Genomic DNA, 15300 nt, shown 5'->3' with positions numbered 1-15300 from the left:
GTGGGGGAAGCGAAGACGTCCGTGTTCCGGCCCGAGGCGCTGACACGGCGCGACGCGTCCGGTCAGATCGCGAAGCAACTGCGTCAGGCGATCCTCGCCGGGCAGTGGGAGCCCGGCGACCGGCTGCCGACGGAGCTGGAGCTGGCGGCGGCCTTCGACGTCGCCCGTGGCACGGCACGTGAGGCGCTGAAGCTGCTCTTCGCGAGCGGAATGATCAGCTCCACCCGGGGCAGCGCGGGCGGGACCTATGTGGTGGTGCCCGCGGCCGAGGATGTCGCCTCACGGCTCAGCGAGGCGATCATGCTCTGGTTCCGGGCGGGCGACGTGTCGGTCGGCGAGGTGGACGAGGCACGCGTGGCCCTGGAGCTGCAGTGCGTGGCCCTGGCCGCCGAACGGCGCACCGAGCAGGACCTCGCGGCGATGGCCGCGCCCCTCGAACGCGCCCTGGATCCGGCGATCGACATGGCCGCGTGGCTCGCCACCGACCTCGAATTCCACACCGCCATCACCCGGTCGTCCGGCAACCGCATCCTCGAACTCGCGATGACCTCGGTCCATCTCGTACGCCCGCTGACCAATACGGTCTTCGTGGAACTCCTCGACCGCGATCTCATCCAGGCCCAGCACACGGCGCTCTTCGAGGCGATCCGCGATCAGCGGCCGGAGCGCGCCCGCGCCCGCCTGCTCGACCATGTGACACATCTGGCCGAGGTACGGGCCCGGGCGCTGGCCGAGCGCGGGGTGAGCGAGGTTCCGATCTCCAGCCTGCTCCCCGAGGACGGGGGCGCGGAGAAGGCCGGTCCCGCCGCGCGGACCCGGCAGGATCCCGCCGAGCGACCCTGAAGGCCTCCCCGGGTCCGGGGCGTGCGCCGTCGCGCGTACGGCCGCCCCGCCCCGGCGCCTGACGCGCTCCCCCGCCCCGACCGTCAGAGGACCAGGACACCCCCATGGCCGCCGCCCTGCCCGTGACCTTCGACGACGTCCGCGAGGCCGCCGTACGCCTCGACGGCGTCGCCCACCGCACTCCGGTGCTGACCTCCCGCACCCTCGACGCCCGCGTCGGCGCGGAGGTGTTCATCAAGTGCGAGAACTTCCAGCGCGTCGGCGCCTTCAAGTTCCGCGGCGCCTACAACGCCGCCGCGCAGTTGTCCCCCGGGCAGCTGGCACGGGGCATCGCCGCGTACTCCTCGGGCAACCACGCCCAGGCCGCCGCGCTGGCCGCCCGGGAACTGGGCACCGGCGCCGTCATCCTGATGCCCGAGGACGCCCCCCGGTCGAAGAGGGAGGCCACCGCCGGATACGGCGCGGAGATCGTCACGTACGACCGCTACACCCAGGACCGCACCGCGCTGGGCGAGGCGCTCGCCGCCGAACGCGGCCTCGCGCTCATCCCTCCCTACGACCACCCGCACGTCATCGCCGGGCAGGGCACCGCGGCCCTCGAACTCTTCGAGGAGACCGGGGAACTGGACACACTCGTCGCACCCGTCGGAGGCGGGGGTCTCATGGCCGGCAGCGCCCTCACCGCCAAGGCCCTGTACCCCGGTATCCGCACCGTCGGTGTCGAGCCCGACAGCGGCGACGACACCAAACGCTCCCTGGAGGCCGGCGAACGCGTCACCATCCCCGTCCCCCGGACCCTCGCCGACGGGCAGGCCCTGCCCACCCCCGGCGAGATCACCTTCGCCGTCAACCAGCGGCTCGTGGACGGCATCGCCCTCGTGAGCGACGACGAGATCCGCGGCGCCATGCGCTTCGCCTTCGAACGGCTGAAGATCGTCCTCGAACCCAGCGGCGCGACCGCCCTGGCCGCCCTGCTCGCCGGACGGATCGGGGGCCGTCCCCGGCGGATCGGTGTCATCGCCTCCGGGGGAAACATCGACATCCGGCGGTTCACCGACATCATCAACGGCTGACAGGCCCGGGCGGTCGCGGACCGGGGGACCGCCGCTCAGCTCAGATCGTGGCCGTGTCGATCACGAAGCGGTAGCGGACGTCCGAGGTGAGCACGCGCTCGTACGCCTCGTTGATCCGGCTCGCCTCGATCAGCTCGATCTCGGCGCCGAGACCGTGCCCGGCACAGAAGTCGAGCATCTCCTGGGTCTCGGCGATGCCGCCGATCGCCGAACCCGCGAGGGTCTTGTTCCCGCTGATCAGGGAGAACAGGTTGAGGGCCACGGGCTCCTCGGGGGCGCCGACGTTCACCAGAGCGCCGCCCGTCTTCAGCAGGCCCAGGTACGCGCCGAAGTCCAAAGGCGCGGACACCGTGGAGAGAATGATGTCGAAGGTGCCGGCCAGGTTCTCGAAGGTGGCCGGGTCGCTGGTGGCGTAGTAGTGGTCGGCGCCCAGCTTCAGGCCGTCGTCCTTCTTGCGCAGCGACTGGGACAGGACCGTGACCTCGGCGCCCAGGGCGTGCGCGATCTTGACGGCCATGTGACCGAGGCCGCCCAGACCGACCACGGCGACCTTCTTGCCGGGCGCGGCGCCCCAGTGCTTGAGCGGGGAGTACGTGGTGATACCGGCGCAGAGCAGCGGCGCGGCCACGTCCAGCGACAGCCCGTCCGGGATACGGACCGTGAAGTTCTCGTCGACGACGACCTTCTGCGAGTACCCACCGTAGGTGGGCTCGCCGTCACGGCCGACGGCGTTGTACGTGCCGACGTTCCCGGCCAGGCAGTGCTGCTCCCGCCCGGCCAGGCAGTTTTCGCAACGACGGCAGGAATCGACCATGCAGCCGACACCTACCCGGTCGCCGGCCTTGAACTTCGTCACGCCGGGGCCGACCTCGGCGACGACACCGGCGATCTCGTGACCGGGCACCATCGGGAAGATGGCCTCGCCCCAGCCCTCACGGGCCTGGTGGATGTCGGAGTGGCAGATGCCGGCGAACTTGATGTCGATCAGAACGTCGAACTCGCCGACCGTGCGGCGCTCGACGGTGGTGCGCTCCAGCGGGGCCTTGGCACTGGGAGCGGCGTATGCGGCAACAGATGTGGTCATGTCCCCAGAGTGCCTCCACGAACTCTGTTCACCCAGGTCACCGCTTTGCGTACGTCCAGTGGTCCTACTACTGGCGGGGTCAGGAACCTGGTCGTACGACGGGGAATACTGGGAGGCATGGACGACATCCCCGCCACGGACGACGGACCGGCAGCCTTCCCCGACGGCCTCGACGGCCGGGCCGAACTCAGCGAGTTCCTGCACACCCGGCGGGCCCGGCTCAAACCGGAGGACGTGGGGATCCCCTCGCACGGGCGGCACCGGCGGGTGCCGGGGCTGCGGCGGGAGGAACTGGCACAGCTGGCCGGGGTCTCGGTGGCGTACTACACACGCCTGGAGCAGGGCAACGGGCGCAATGTGTCGGCGGAGGTGCTCGACGCCATCGCGCGCGCCCTGCGCCTGACCGATGCCGAGCACGCACACCTCACCCACCTCGCCAAGCCGAAGCAGCGCAGGAAGTACCGGGTGGCCAGGCGGCAGCAGGTGCGGGTGGCGCTGCAGCAGCTGCTGGAGTCGATGGAGGGCATGCCCGCGTACATCAGCGGGGCGCGCTCGGACATCCTCGCCTGGAACCGCATGGCGGCGGCGCTCTTCGGCGACTGGGGCAAGCTGCCTCCCGGGGAGCGCAACTGGGCGCGGCTGACCTTCCTCTCCCCCGACTACCGCGAGCTGTTCCTGGACTGGGACTCCAAGGCGTCCGACATCGTCAGCTATCTGCGGCTGTACGCGGGCCAGCATCCGCAGGACCCGGACCTGTCGGCACTCGTGGGTGAACTCTCCGTCAAGAGCGACGAGTTCCGGCGGCTGTGGGCCACGCACGACGTGAAGGAGAAGGGCCACGGCGTGAAGCGGATGCGGCATCCGCTGGTCGGCGACCTCACCCTCGCGTACGAGACGATGCACCTCGCGGACGACCACGAACAGTTCCTGTGCGTGTACCACGCGGAGCCGGGCTCCGCGGCGGCGGAGGCACTGCGCCTCCTGGCGAGCTGGGGCACGGACACGGTCAGGGCGGACAGCCGGACTCCACACTCCTGAGACCTCGCGGTGTGAGCGGGGCTGTCCGGGGCCGTGCGGGTGGGGTCACCGCGCGGCCGCTCGGGGGGCCGGGGGGACGGGTACGAGCCGGTAGGCGCCCCGGTACGTGATCACGCGGCCGGCGGTGGGCGGCGGGAAGTGGGTGCCCAGCACCAGGGTGTCGGTGTCGGCGAGCGAGCCGAGCAGCTCGCGGCGCGAGGCCTCGGACCGCTCCGGATCGATGTCGACGCAAGCGCCGATGGAGGGATGGGCGAGCTGGACCGGGTGGTGGACGCAGTCCCCGGTGATCAGCAGGGTCTCCCCCTGGCTGATGAGCTTGAGGGAGATGTGGCCGGGAGTGTGTCCGGGGGTGCTGATCAGGCGCAGGCCGGGGGCCGTCTCGACGCCCTCGGCGGGTACGTCGACGAGGTCGAGCAGTCCCGCCTCCTCGACCGGGATCACGGAGTCGCGGAACATCTGCTCGCGTGGCTCGTCCATGGCGTGGGCGGCCCAGAACTCCCGCTCGGCGCGGGAGGTGACGTAGCGGGCGTGGGGGAAGGTGGGGACCCAGGCGCCGTCCACCCGCCGGGTGTTCCAGCCGACGTGGTCGGTGTGCAGGTGGGTGAGGATCACCAGGTCGACGCTCTCCGGGGCGTACCCGGCGGCGGTGAGGCGCTCGACGTAGTCGGTCCGCAGGTCGTGCCAGGCGGGGTTGGCCCGTGTCTTGCCGTTGCCGATGCCGGTGTCGACCAGCACCCGCAGCCCGCCGACGGTGAAGGCGAAACTGTGGCTGTCGATGCGCAGGGTGCCGTCCCCGTCGGCGAAGTCGGGGCGCAGCCAATCGTGCCGGTCGACGACGTCCCTGGTGGCGTCGGGCAGCAGCCAGGGGCCGACGGCGGGCGGCAGGAGGACTTCGTCGATGCGATGGACGGTGACGTCGCCCACCGTCCAGGAAGGGAGGGCGGTGGCCCCGTGGGCCGGTGGGGGTTTCATGGTCGCTCGCTTCCTGGGAGGGGTGAAGTGCGCCGTGCGGTGCGCCGTTCTGATGCGCGGTGCGAGGGCGGCCCGGTGTGACGCCGGGCAGGGGACCCTCGCACCAAACGCAACCTGTTTGCGTTAAGTCACCGTAGAACCTGGCGCGCATTAACGCAAACTGTTAGCTTTTGCGGCTGGAACTCCCTCGCCCCCTGCAGATACAGGAGAGAGCGCTCATGTCCGCCGATGACCTCACACCACCGGAAGCGGCCCGCTGGGCCGGCCGTGCCGGGCTCCCCCTGCCGGCCGACCGCCACGCCGCGGTGGCCGCCACCGTCAACCACATCCACTCCGTCGTCGCGGTTCTGCGCGAACTGGACTTCGCCGACACACCACCGGCCGCCGCCTACCGCGCGGAAGAGACGGAAGGGGAGGAGCCCGATGCGACCGTATGAACTGTCCCTCGCCGCAGCCGCCGACGCGATCCGGGAGCGGAGGCTCTCCCCTGTCGAGCTGGTGGACTCCGTCCTCGACCGCGCCGAGGAGGTGGAGCCACTCCTGGGGGCCTATGTCACCGTCACGGCGGAGCAGGCCCGGGCGGCGGCGCGCGCGGCCGAACGCGACATCACGGCGGGCCGCGTGCGTGGCCCACTGCACGGCATCCCCATGGGGCTGAAGGACCTGATCGACGTCGCCGGCATGGCCACCACGGCCAGCTCCCGGGTCCGCGCGGAGCACCGCGCGCGGGCCGACAGCACGGTCACCGCCCGGCTGACCGCGGCCGGCGCGATCCTGGTCGGCAAGACCCACACACACGAGTTCGCCTACGGTCTGATCACCCCGCAGACCAGCAACGCCCGGGACCGGAACCGGATCGCCGGCGGCTCCAGCGGCGGGTCCGCCGTGGCCGTCGCCGCGGGCGGCGCGACCTTCGCCCTCGGCACCGACACCGGCGGATCGATCCGGGTGCCCGCCGCGCTCAACGGCGTCGTCGGCCTCAAGCCGACCTACGGCCTCGTCCCCCGGCACGGCATCACGTCCCTGTCCTGGTCGCTGGACCACGTCGGGCCGATCACCCGCACCGTCGAGGACGCGGCGCTGGTCCTCGCCGCCCTGGCCGGCCACGACCCCCGCGACCCCGCCTCCCTGGCCACGCCCGACACCTCCGCGTACCGGCCGGGCGCGGTGACGGACCTGACCGGGCTGCGGGTCGGTGTGCCGCGCACCTTCTACTTCGACCACATCGACCCCGAGGTCGAGGCCGCCGTCCGGAGCGCCGTCGACCAGCTCCGGAGCCTCGGCGCACGCCTCGTCGAGGTCGAGATCCCCATGACGCGCTACCTCCGGGCCACCCACTGGGGCCTGATGGTCCCCGAGGCCACCGCCTACCACGAGCGCACACTGCGCGCGGTCCCCGAGCTCTACCAGGCGGACGTACGCGCCCTCCTCGAAGCCGGCGAACTCCTGCCCACCGGGGACTACCTGCGCGCCCAGCGCGCCCGCACCCTCATGCGGCAGGCCTGGGCGGAGCTGCTGAAGGAGGTCGACATGATCGCCGCCCCGACGGTCCCGGCGACCGCGGTGGAGACCGGCCAGTCCACCATCACCTGGCCCGACGGCACCACCGAGGGTGTCTCCGACGCCTACGTACGCCTCTCGGCCCCCGCCAACATCACCGGCGTGCCCGCACTGTCCCTGCCCGTCGGCCACGACACGGCGAGCCTGCCGATCGGCATGCAACTGCTCGGCCGGCCCCTCGGTGAGGCCGTGCTGCTGCAGGCGGGGCACGCGTACGAGCAGGCACGCCTCGGCGCCACGACCTCTTGAAGCAATGAAATTGCGTTAAGCTGACTGTATGAGTCCCAGACCAATGGCGCGCCCCGGAGGGCGCAGCGCCCGGGTGCAGGCGTCGGTGCACGCCGCCGTACGGGAACTGGAGTCGGAGGTGGGCCGGGAGGCGCTGACGGTGCCCCTGATCGCCGGCCGTGCCGGTGTCACGCCCTCCACGGTCTACCGCCGCTGGGGCGATCTGCAGGAGTTGCTGTCGGACGTCGCGGTCGAACGCCTGCGGCCGGAGGCGCCGCCCGAGGACACGGGGGACCTGGGCTCCGATCTCGGGGCCTGGGCCGAGCAGTTCCTGGAGGAGATGGCCTCCCCCTCGGGCCGCGCCTACATCCGTGACGCCCTGCTCGGCGACCCGGACGGCGGCAACGCCGGTCAGTGCTCGGCCTACGCGGCCGAGCAGATCGACGTCATCCTCGCCCGGGCGGCCGGCCGCGGCGAGGACACACCCGAAGTCGGCACGGTCCTCGACCGCGTCGTCGCCCCCGTCATGTACCGCCTCCTCTTCCGCCCCGACCAGCTCGACGCCGCCTACGCCCGCCGTCTGGTGACCGGGTTCCTCGGCGCACCGGCGTAGGGCCTGTCGTTTGGATCATGCTGGGCTCGCGTGCCCTGGCACCGCGCCTCGCCGCGTTGTCGTCGGTCGACGACGCTCCGCGTCGCCTCCCTCCTCCGCCTTGCGATCCACGGAACCAGACCCCGCTCCCTGATCCAGCCTGATCCAAACAACAGACCCTAGGCCCGTACCTCCCCGCGCCGGTCGCGGGGAGGTACGGGTCAGGCGAAGGCCAGGTCCGTCGACTCGGCGCGGATGCGTTCCTCGTCGACCTCGACACCGAGGCCGGGAGCGGTGGGGACGGTCGCGACGGCCGAGACGATGTCCAGCTTGTCGACGTACAGGCCGGACAGCAGCTCGGGTCCGTTCAGCTCGGCCGGCAGGGCCAGTTCCAGTTGGCTGAACAGGTGCAGCGCCGCCGCGAAGCCGATGCCGCAGTCGGTCAGGCCGCTGCCGAGCACCTCCAGGCCGCCGGCCAGGGCGACCTGGGCGGTCTTGAGGGCGTTGCGGATGCCGCCGGACTTGCAGATCTTGAGGACCACGAGATCCGCGGCGTCGAGGCGCATGACGCGCGCCAGGTCCTGGGCGGTGAAGCTGCCCTCGTCGACGGCGACCGGGAGGTCGATCATGCTCCGCAGCCGCCGCAGGGCGAGGAGGTCGGTGCTCGGCACGGGCTGTTCCACACAGTGGATCCCCGGTATGCCGTGCAGAGCGCGCAGCAGGTGCCTGAGCGCGCTCGGCGGGTAGGACTGGTTGGCGTCCAGCCAGATGGGCTTGCCCCCGGCGACCTCGGCGACGGCCGTGACGGCCGCGGCGTCGGCGTCCGGGTCTCCGCCGATCTTCACCTTGTACGCCGGGTAGTGGGCGGAGGCCCGCGCGTGCTCGCGCACCTCGGACGGCTCCCCCACCCCGATGGCCGAGCAGAGTGGCACGGTGTCGCGCACCTTGCCGCCCAGCAGGGCGTGCACGGGCAGCCCCGCCAGTTTGCCCGCCGCGTCGTGCAGGGCGATGTCGACGGCGGCCCGGGCGAACGGAAAGCCGCCGGAGACCGAAGGGGCCAGTAGGCGGTTCGCCCGTGCGTGGAACAACTCCACATCGAAAGGGCTGAGTTGGAGCAGGATGGGGGCGAGATGCCGCTTGATGACCACGGCGATCGTCTCGGCGGTCTCGTAGCTCCAGCTCGGCAGGGCCCGCTGCTCGCCCCAGCCGACGACCCCGTCCTCGGTGGTCAGCCGGACGAAGATCACCGTACCCGCCCGGTCCGGGGTGCCGACGGTGCCACTGCCGAGCACGAACCGACGGGCGAAGGGTACGGCCACGGGGAAGACGTCGACCGCGGTGATGCGCGACATGGGGTGCGGGGTCCTTTCGGCGGAGGGGCCGTACCTGGGCCGTACGAGCCGTCGCGGGCGCCGGGGCTCAGTCCGGCAGCCCCCAGGGCCTGGCCTCACCGACGGCGGGCACCTCCCGTGGACCCAGGTCCGGGCGGGTGCCGCGGGGGCTGACCACGGCGGTCCCCGCCCGGCCGAGCGCGATCTCGACCCGGCCGGGCGCCGTCTCCCGGTGGCGCAGCCGCCGGCCCCGCTCGTCCCGTACGTCGACCGCGCCGTCGATGCCGTGGTCGAGGACGAGGGGCGCGCCGGCCTCGCTGTGGACCCGTACCCATCGGGTCCGGCCGCCCGACCGGTCCGCGTCGACGAGGAACGCGCCCTGGGTGCGCAGGGACTGGAAGGAGAGGTCGGGCCAGCGTGACGACACCGAGGGGAAGACCCGGACGACGCCGCCATGGCTCTGCACGGCCATCTCCAGGACCGACTGGGCCGCCGCCAGCGGGCTTTCCGTGCCGAGATTGCCGTCCTCGACGTACATGGTGTTCGGGGTCAGCCGGGCGCCCCAGTTCTGGTGGACGACATTGCCGTCGGTGAAGTACGTCAGGAAGTCCAGGGCCTCTTCGGGCCGTTCCATGAGGGAGGCCATGACGGAGGCGACGGCGTAGCTGTAACCCGCCCACAGGCCACGGTCCTTGACCCAGTGGTCGAACGTGGTCCGCATGATGTCCCGGTCGGCGGGCCGGTCCCAGGTCAGCTCGTGCAGGGGATACAGCCACAGCATGTGCGAGAAGTGCCGGTGGGATTCGGTGAGCGGCTTTCCGGCGCCGATGATGATCCCCGTCGTGTCACGCGGGTAGTCGACGAGCCGGGTGAGGATCTCGCGCCAGCGGCCGGCGCGCGGGTGGTCGGTACGGAGCACGGTCAGGCAGTCGAGGAGGGTGGCGCAGCCCCAGCGGAGCAGGGAGAGATCGTAGGTGCAGTCGGTGGCGTCCGCCCACTCGGGTGACCGGGTGAGCGGCAGGTGGAGGCGTCCGTCGCCGCCCTCGTACAGGAAGTGGTCGTAGAAGTTCACCGCGTTGACGAGGATCGGGTGGAGGACGTCGCGCACGATCCCGATGTCCATGGTGTGGCGGTGGCTGAGCCAGATGTTGTGCAGGGCCCAGATGAGGTTGCCGTTGTTGTCGGTCTTGGTGGAGGTGCCGGGGATGCCGACGGTCTTGGCGCCGGGCCGCAGCGTCCAGTCCGAGGGGTGGGCCAGGGCGTAGGTGCGGCCGTCCCGGTACTCGGGCGGGACGGAGACCGGCAGGTGCTTCTCGAAGTCCTTGAAGGTGGAGGTGACGGAGTCGAGTTCGGGGTGGTTGGAGCCCTGGATCAGCCAGGTGGCGATCTGCACGTTGAGGTTCCACCAGACCGCGGTCCAACTGCCGCCGGTCTCCGGGTACCAGGGCCCCCACTCGGACATCGAGGGCCCGCCGGCCCGGGTGGCGCAGGCGGCCTTGTAGAGCTGGATCCAGTAGAAGTCCTGGATGCGTTTGTCGGGTAACGACAGCAGGCTGCGCCGGTAGAAGCGGTGCCACCATTCGCGGTGTTCGCGTACCAGCCGGTCCGGGTCCACGGCCAGGGTGCGGGCCACTTCGGAGAGGGCCGACTCCGTCGTGCCCGACAGGTCGTCGGGGAAGCGGTAGACGATGTGCGCGGCGAGCAGCCTGGCGGTGCCCGAGCGCCGTTCGCGCCAGGCGGTGGTCCAGCCGCCGCCCGCGATCAGCGGCTGTTCCACGTATCCGGTCCCCCGCGCGGAGCCGGTGCGGGGGTCGGGGTTGCCGGTGTAGTCGGCGGGTTTGTCCTTGGTACGCGGCGAGGTCGCGGGCAGCCAGGTGAACGACCAGGCCGCGGCCTCCTCGCCCGCGCTGGGCCGGGTGGAGATCAGCAGCGCGGTACGGGTGTTGTGCACCAGCATCGAGAAGCGGACGCTGCCCCGGGTCGTGGTGATGGTGCCGCGCAGTTCGGCGTCCCAGAGGTCCAGGGTCCAGTCGATGCCGGTCACCTCACCGGCGAGCGTGAGGTCGAAGTGGCCGATGGGCAGGCGGGAGAAGCCGTACGGGGCGCGCCACTGCGGCCGCTGGTCCTGCACCTGGCCGTGACTGACCATGACTTTCACCGAGTTGGGCGTCGCACCCCGGTAGACCTGGGCGCCGAGCAGGCCGTTGCCGAGGAAGGGGCCGTCCTTCCAGTCGCCGGGCATCCGCCGCCACCGCAGGGCGGCGGCCCTGACCACCCGTTCGTGCAAGCTCCGCGCTCCGGCGGAGTCCCGGGGCGCCGCCAGGACGGCACCGGACCCGGCCGACCAGCCGGCGGCCGCGACCGCGGCCGCCGTGCCGATCGCGCCTCGTCGAGAGATCCCGTTCCCTGTCGTCGGGGTCACGTATACGCCTCCCATGTCAGGTGGTGAACCTCCTGGCATGGTGCAGGGCCTTACCGCAGCAGGGGAAGACCTCCGACGTATCGGAATTTCCGTATCGGTAAATCCGCAGGTGAAACGGGAGCTCTCATTTCTCCTCCACTCAGAATGCCGCCAGCCGAACCGACGCATCCGATGTATCCGGCCCCTACGCGAACTCCCCCGCCGTCGGCCGACGCGTCGCCGACGTCGCCTCGCCGACGTCGGTGAGGGGGCGCAGCCGGTAGGTGTAGGAGTAGTCGCGATCGGCGAGGAGTTTGTACTCGTCGTGGGTGTGGGCGCCCCAGCTGTTGTCGCCGCCCACACCCATCTGGCGGTGGTTCAGGCGCAGGACGACCGCGTCGCGCGGGGTGAGCTGGTAGTCGTGGCGCACTCCGGCCGACAGGTCCTCCGGGGTGAAGTGCGAGGCGTTGACCTCCAGGAGCGGTTCGCCGGAGACGAGCAGGCCGGCTCCGTCACGGCCGGTCAGCGCGGCCCAGCGGACGTCGGTCTTGTTGCCGTTCTCCTGCGGGCGCAGGTAGGAGGTCCACTGCCCGGCGACGGTGCCCGAGTACAGGCCCACATCGGTGCCGTTGTTGCGGTCCCACATGTTCTCCTCGGGACCGCGGCCGTAGTAGTGCAGGCGGTCCAGGTGTCTCGGCAGGAACAGCAGGGTGCCGACCTCGGGGAGGTAGGGCAGGCTCGACGCACCCGGGTGCAGGGTGTGGTCGACCTTGATCTCGCCGTTGCCGAAGACGGTGTAGGTGGTGGTGTACGCCGACTCCACGGTCGTCGGCAGTGTGCCGCTGACCTTGATCTCGACGGCCTTGTCCCGCAGCGCGCGGACGCCGACCGCTGTGACCTCGCGCAGGGAGCCGGCGTCACGCCAGGTCTGGTTGCGGGTGTGCTGGCCGTTGCCCCGGTCGTTGTCGGTGGGCGCCCGCCAGAAGTTCGGCACGGGGCCCGAGGTGACCAGCCGGACGCCCCGGGCCTCGTACGAGGTGATGGTGCCGGTGCTCTTGTCGACGGTGACGGAGAAGCCTCTTCCCGTGACGGTGACGGTCTTCTCGCTCTCCTCGTGGCGCAGCGCCGGTACGGTCTCCAGCGCCACCGGCGTCACGGCCGGACTGCCCGCGGCGACGGGCAGTTGCTGCTTGGCCGTCTCGAAGCCGGCCTCGGCCCACTTGGCCCGCTCCTTGGTGGTGAAGGAGAGGTGCAGGAAGTACTCCGTGCCGGGGGCCGGCCTCGCCGGGACCTTGACGGGGACCGTGATGTCCTTGCTGGTGAGGGGGGCGACGTCCAGCTGGTCGCGGCTCAGCCTGCCGCGCTGGACGACCTTGCCGTCGGCGGCGAGGGACCAATGCCCGTCGAACTCACGGAGGTTGGTGAAGAGGTACTCGTTGGTGAGGGTAACCCGGCCCGAGGTGACGGTGTCGCCGCCGACGGGCGCGGCGTTGATCGCCTGGTAGATCTGCTTGACCTCGACGGCCTTGCCGGTGCTGCCGCGGTCGGCGGTGACGATGCCGTCCCCGGAGAACGCCCCGTCGTTGGGGTTGTCGCCCCAGTCGCCGCCGTAGGCGAGGAACGTCCTGTCGCGGGGCCGCTTCTCGGTGAGGCCGACGGTGGCGGCGTCGAACCAGAACCGTACGCCCTCGTCACGGGGGCCGCGGCTGCCCGAGGCCAGTTCGGTGGCGCTCAGCGCCCGCGCGTACACACGCGCCCGGCGGATGGTGCCGCTGAACTCGCGGGTCGGGTTGTCGACATCGGTGGCCAGGGCCAGCGGCGCGGTGTTGACGGCGGGGCCCCGGGGGGCGGTCCGGGTGGCCCGGACCGCGCCGTCGACGTGGAGGGTCAGCGTGCCGGCCCCGGCGTCGAAGACGCCCGCCACATGGTGCTCGCGGCCGGTCCAGTCGTCCGGCAGCGGCCAGCTCGCGGTGACCCACTGGCCGCCGTCGTGGATGAAGAACTCCAGGGTCCGGCCGGACTGCTTCAGGGCGTAGTGGGTGTCTCCCTTGGCGATGATCGGCTGGTGATAGCCGGTGACGCCCGGGGTGACCCATGCCTCCAGCGTGAACGAGCCCGTGAGGTCGAGGCTCGCGTCCCGGGCGAAGACGGTGCCGCCCGAGACTCCCGTGGCGCGGGCGAAGGTGCCGCTGGGGGCGATGACCTCGCCGTTCAGTGCGGCGGGCCCGGACTCGGTGAGCAGCTTGCGCACGGGGGTGGGCCAGCTCAGGGCCTGGTCGACGAAGTCCCAGATCCAGCCGCCCTGGAGCACGTCGTAGCGGCGGACGAGGTCCCAGTACTTCTTGAAGTTGCCGCTGGAGTTCCCCATCGCGTGGGAGTACTCGATCATGACGTACGGCCGGGTGTCGCCCGTGTCCTTCGCCCGCGCCTCGACGCGGGAGGGACTGTCGTACATCTCGGAGCGGATGTCGCTGATGCCCGGGCGGTCGTCGCCCTCGTACTGGATGACGCGGGTGGTGTCGTAGGAGCGGATCCAGTCGTACATGGCGTTGAACGTGCTGCCGCCGCCCGCCTCGTTGCCGAGCGACCAGATGACCACGGACGCGTGGTTCTTGTCGCGGTGGACCATGTTCTGGGCGCGGGCCACGCATGCCTCGGTCCACTCGGCGTGGTTGCCGGGGTACTCGCCGCGGATGCCGTGGGTCTCCAGGTTGGTCTCGTCGACGAGGTACAGGCCGTACTCGTCGGCGAGTTCCAGCCACAGCGGGTTGTTGGGGTAGTGCGAGGTACGGACGGTGTTGATGTTCAGCCGCTTGATGACGCCGATGTCCTCGACCATGTCGGCGCGGGTGAGCGCGGAGCCGTGGGTCGGGTGCATCTCGTGCCGGTTGGTGCCCCGGAAGGAGACCGGCTTGCCGTTGATCCGCATCAGCCCGTCCTTGAGCGCGAACTCGCGCAGGCCGACCCGGTGGGAGAGGGTCTCGACCACCTTGCCCGCCGGATCGCGCAGGCGCAGCACTGCGGTGTAGAGGTGCGGATGCTCGGCCGACCAGAGGCGCGGCGCGGGCACGGCCTTCGCCGCCTGTACGGTCGTCTCCTCGCCGGCGTCGAGCGTGACGGTCTGCTGGAGCGGCCGGCTCCACACCGGGTGCCCGCCGGCGTCGTACAGCTGGGTCTCGACCGCGTACCGGCCGGCGCCCTCGCCACCGTAGTCGCGCACACTGGCGGTGACCGACAGCTCGGCCGCCGTGTAGTCGTCGCTCAGCGGGGTGTCGAGTTTGAAGTCGCGCAGATGCACGGCGGGTGTGGAGTACAGGTGGACCGAGCGGAAGATACCGCTCAGCCGGATCATGTCCTGGTCCTCCAGCCAGTCGCCGTCGGAGTAGCGGTAGACCTCGACCGCGATCTGGTTGGTGCCCGGCTTGAGGTACCGGGTGATGTCGTACTCGGCGGGATCGTAGGAGTCCTCGTGGTAGCCGACCAGCTCGCCGTTGATCCAGACGTAGTGGGCGGACTTCACTCCCTCGAAGTGCAGGAAGGTCCGCCGTCCCGCCCAGTCGCGCGGGACCGTGAAGGTGCGGCGGTACTGACCGACGGGGTTGTAGCGGGTGGGGGCGGCCGGCGGCTGCGCCTCCTCGCCCTGGCCGTTGGCGCCCCACCACGGGTATGTGATGTTCACGTAGATCGGGAAGTCGTAGCCGTGCAGTTGCCACGCGGAGGGGACGGGGATGCTGTCCCAGGAGGTGTCGTCGAGATCGGTGCGGTGGAAGTCGGCATCCCGGTCGTCGGGGCGGTCGGCGTAGGCGAACTTCCACGTGCCGTCCAGCGTGAGCCGGTACGGCGAGCGGGTGCGGTCGGCGGCCAGCGCCTGGCCGAGGGTCGCGTACGGCATCAGGGTGGTGTGCGCCGGCTCGGCTCCCAGCCGGAAGACATTCATACGGCCGTTCCACTCCGGGGCCCCGGCGACCGCCTCGCGCCGGCCGGCCGCGTAGGACGGTACGGGCGACGTGGACAGGGCGAGCGCGCCGAGGACGGCGGCTCCGCCCTCAAGGAGACGACGGCGGCTGACGGCCGTGGGAGACACGTGCGGGTGCGGCATGTCCGTGACCTTCCTCGGAGCGAACGGGAAACCACGTTCCTGATCAAGGCTCGAATACGGCGTGTGCGTAAGGAACTTG

The 15300-nt window shown here is 71.3% G+C and carries 11 protein-coding genes; 6 read left to right on the top strand and 5 right to left on the bottom strand.

Annotation, left to right across the window (positions count from 1 at the left end; genetic code table 11):
* Complete coding sequence (locus tag ACFXKG_RS30235) at positions 1-843, top strand: FadR/GntR family transcriptional regulator (protein ID WP_384845812.1); 843 nt, start codon at positions 1-3, stop codon at positions 841-843.
* 104 nt (positions 844-947) lie between these two features.
* Positions 948-1916 carry a threo-3-hydroxy-L-aspartate ammonia-lyase gene (locus tag ACFXKG_RS30230; protein WP_384845810.1) on the top strand — a complete coding sequence of 323 codons (969 nt, stop codon included), beginning with the start codon at positions 948-950 and terminating at the stop codon, positions 1914-1916.
* A 40-nt stretch (positions 1917-1956) separates the two neighbouring features.
* Here ACFXKG_RS30230 and ACFXKG_RS30225 read toward each other — a convergent pair whose 3' ends face one another.
* Positions 1957-3000, bottom strand: a complete 1044-nt coding sequence (locus tag ACFXKG_RS30225) for an NAD(P)-dependent alcohol dehydrogenase (protein WP_384845808.1) — start codon at positions 2998-3000, stop codon at positions 1957-1959.
* Between the two features lie 117 nt (positions 3001-3117).
* On the opposite strand from ACFXKG_RS30225, the gene ACFXKG_RS30220 reads away from it, so the two are divergent.
* A complete protein-coding gene (locus ACFXKG_RS30220) occupies positions 3118-4038 on the top strand; it encodes a helix-turn-helix domain-containing protein (RefSeq protein WP_384845806.1) in 921 nt (306 codons plus the stop codon).
* A 45-nt stretch (positions 4039-4083) separates the two neighbouring features.
* On the opposite strand, the gene ACFXKG_RS30215 is transcribed toward ACFXKG_RS30220, so the two are convergent.
* The gene (locus ACFXKG_RS30215) at positions 4084-5010 is read right to left on the bottom strand and encodes an MBL fold metallo-hydrolase (RefSeq protein WP_384845804.1); all 927 of its coding nucleotides are present in this window, start codon (positions 5008-5010) and stop codon (positions 4084-4086) included.
* Positions 5011-5228: 218 nt separating this feature from the next.
* Between ACFXKG_RS30215 and ACFXKG_RS30210 the strand changes: the two genes are divergently transcribed.
* The 3 genes from ACFXKG_RS30210 to ACFXKG_RS30200 are packed head-to-tail and all read left to right on the top strand — an operon-like array spanning position 5229 to position 7411.
* Positions 5229-5447 carry a hypothetical protein gene (locus ACFXKG_RS30210; RefSeq protein ID WP_384845802.1) on the top strand — a complete coding sequence of 73 codons (219 nt, stop codon included), beginning with the start codon at positions 5229-5231 and terminating at the stop codon, positions 5445-5447.
* Positions 5434-6819: an amidase gene (locus ACFXKG_RS30205; protein ID WP_384845800.1), complete on the top strand. Its 1386-nt coding sequence runs from the start codon at positions 5434-5436 to the stop codon at positions 6817-6819. Before ACFXKG_RS30210 ends, ACFXKG_RS30205 begins: the two co-directional genes overlap by 14 nt.
* 28 nt (positions 6820-6847) lie before the next feature.
* Entirely contained in the window at positions 6848-7411 is a 564-nt protein-coding gene (locus ACFXKG_RS30200; RefSeq protein WP_384845798.1) for a TetR/AcrR family transcriptional regulator, read from the top strand.
* A 200-nt stretch (positions 7412-7611) separates the two neighbouring features.
* On the opposite strand, the gene ACFXKG_RS30195 is transcribed toward ACFXKG_RS30200, so the two are convergent.
* The 3 genes from ACFXKG_RS30195 to ACFXKG_RS30185 all read right to left on the bottom strand — a co-directional run bounded on the left by ACFXKG_RS30195 (position 7612) and on the right by ACFXKG_RS30185 (position 15221).
* Positions 7612-8742, bottom strand: a complete 1131-nt coding sequence (locus ACFXKG_RS30195) for a mandelate racemase/muconate lactonizing enzyme family protein (RefSeq protein WP_384845796.1) — start codon at positions 8740-8742, stop codon at positions 7612-7614.
* A 67-nt stretch (positions 8743-8809) separates the two neighbouring features.
* Positions 8810-11143, bottom strand: coding sequence for a hypothetical protein (locus ACFXKG_RS30190; protein ID WP_384845794.1), 2334 nt, complete (start codon positions 11141-11143; stop codon positions 8810-8812).
* A gap of 184 nt (positions 11144-11327) precedes the next feature.
* Positions 11328-15221: a glycoside hydrolase family 2 TIM barrel-domain containing protein gene (locus ACFXKG_RS30185; protein ID WP_384845792.1), complete on the bottom strand. Its 3894-nt coding sequence runs from the start codon at positions 15219-15221 to the stop codon at positions 11328-11330.
* Between the last annotated feature and the right edge of the window lie 79 nt (positions 15222-15300).

This window comes from Streptomyces sp. NPDC059255, from assembly GCF_042752355.1.
GTDB lineage: Bacteria > Actinomycetota > Actinomycetes > Streptomycetales > Streptomycetaceae > Streptomyces.
Note: the sequence above shows the minus strand (reverse complement) of the source record. Positions and strands in the feature narration are given on the sequence as shown.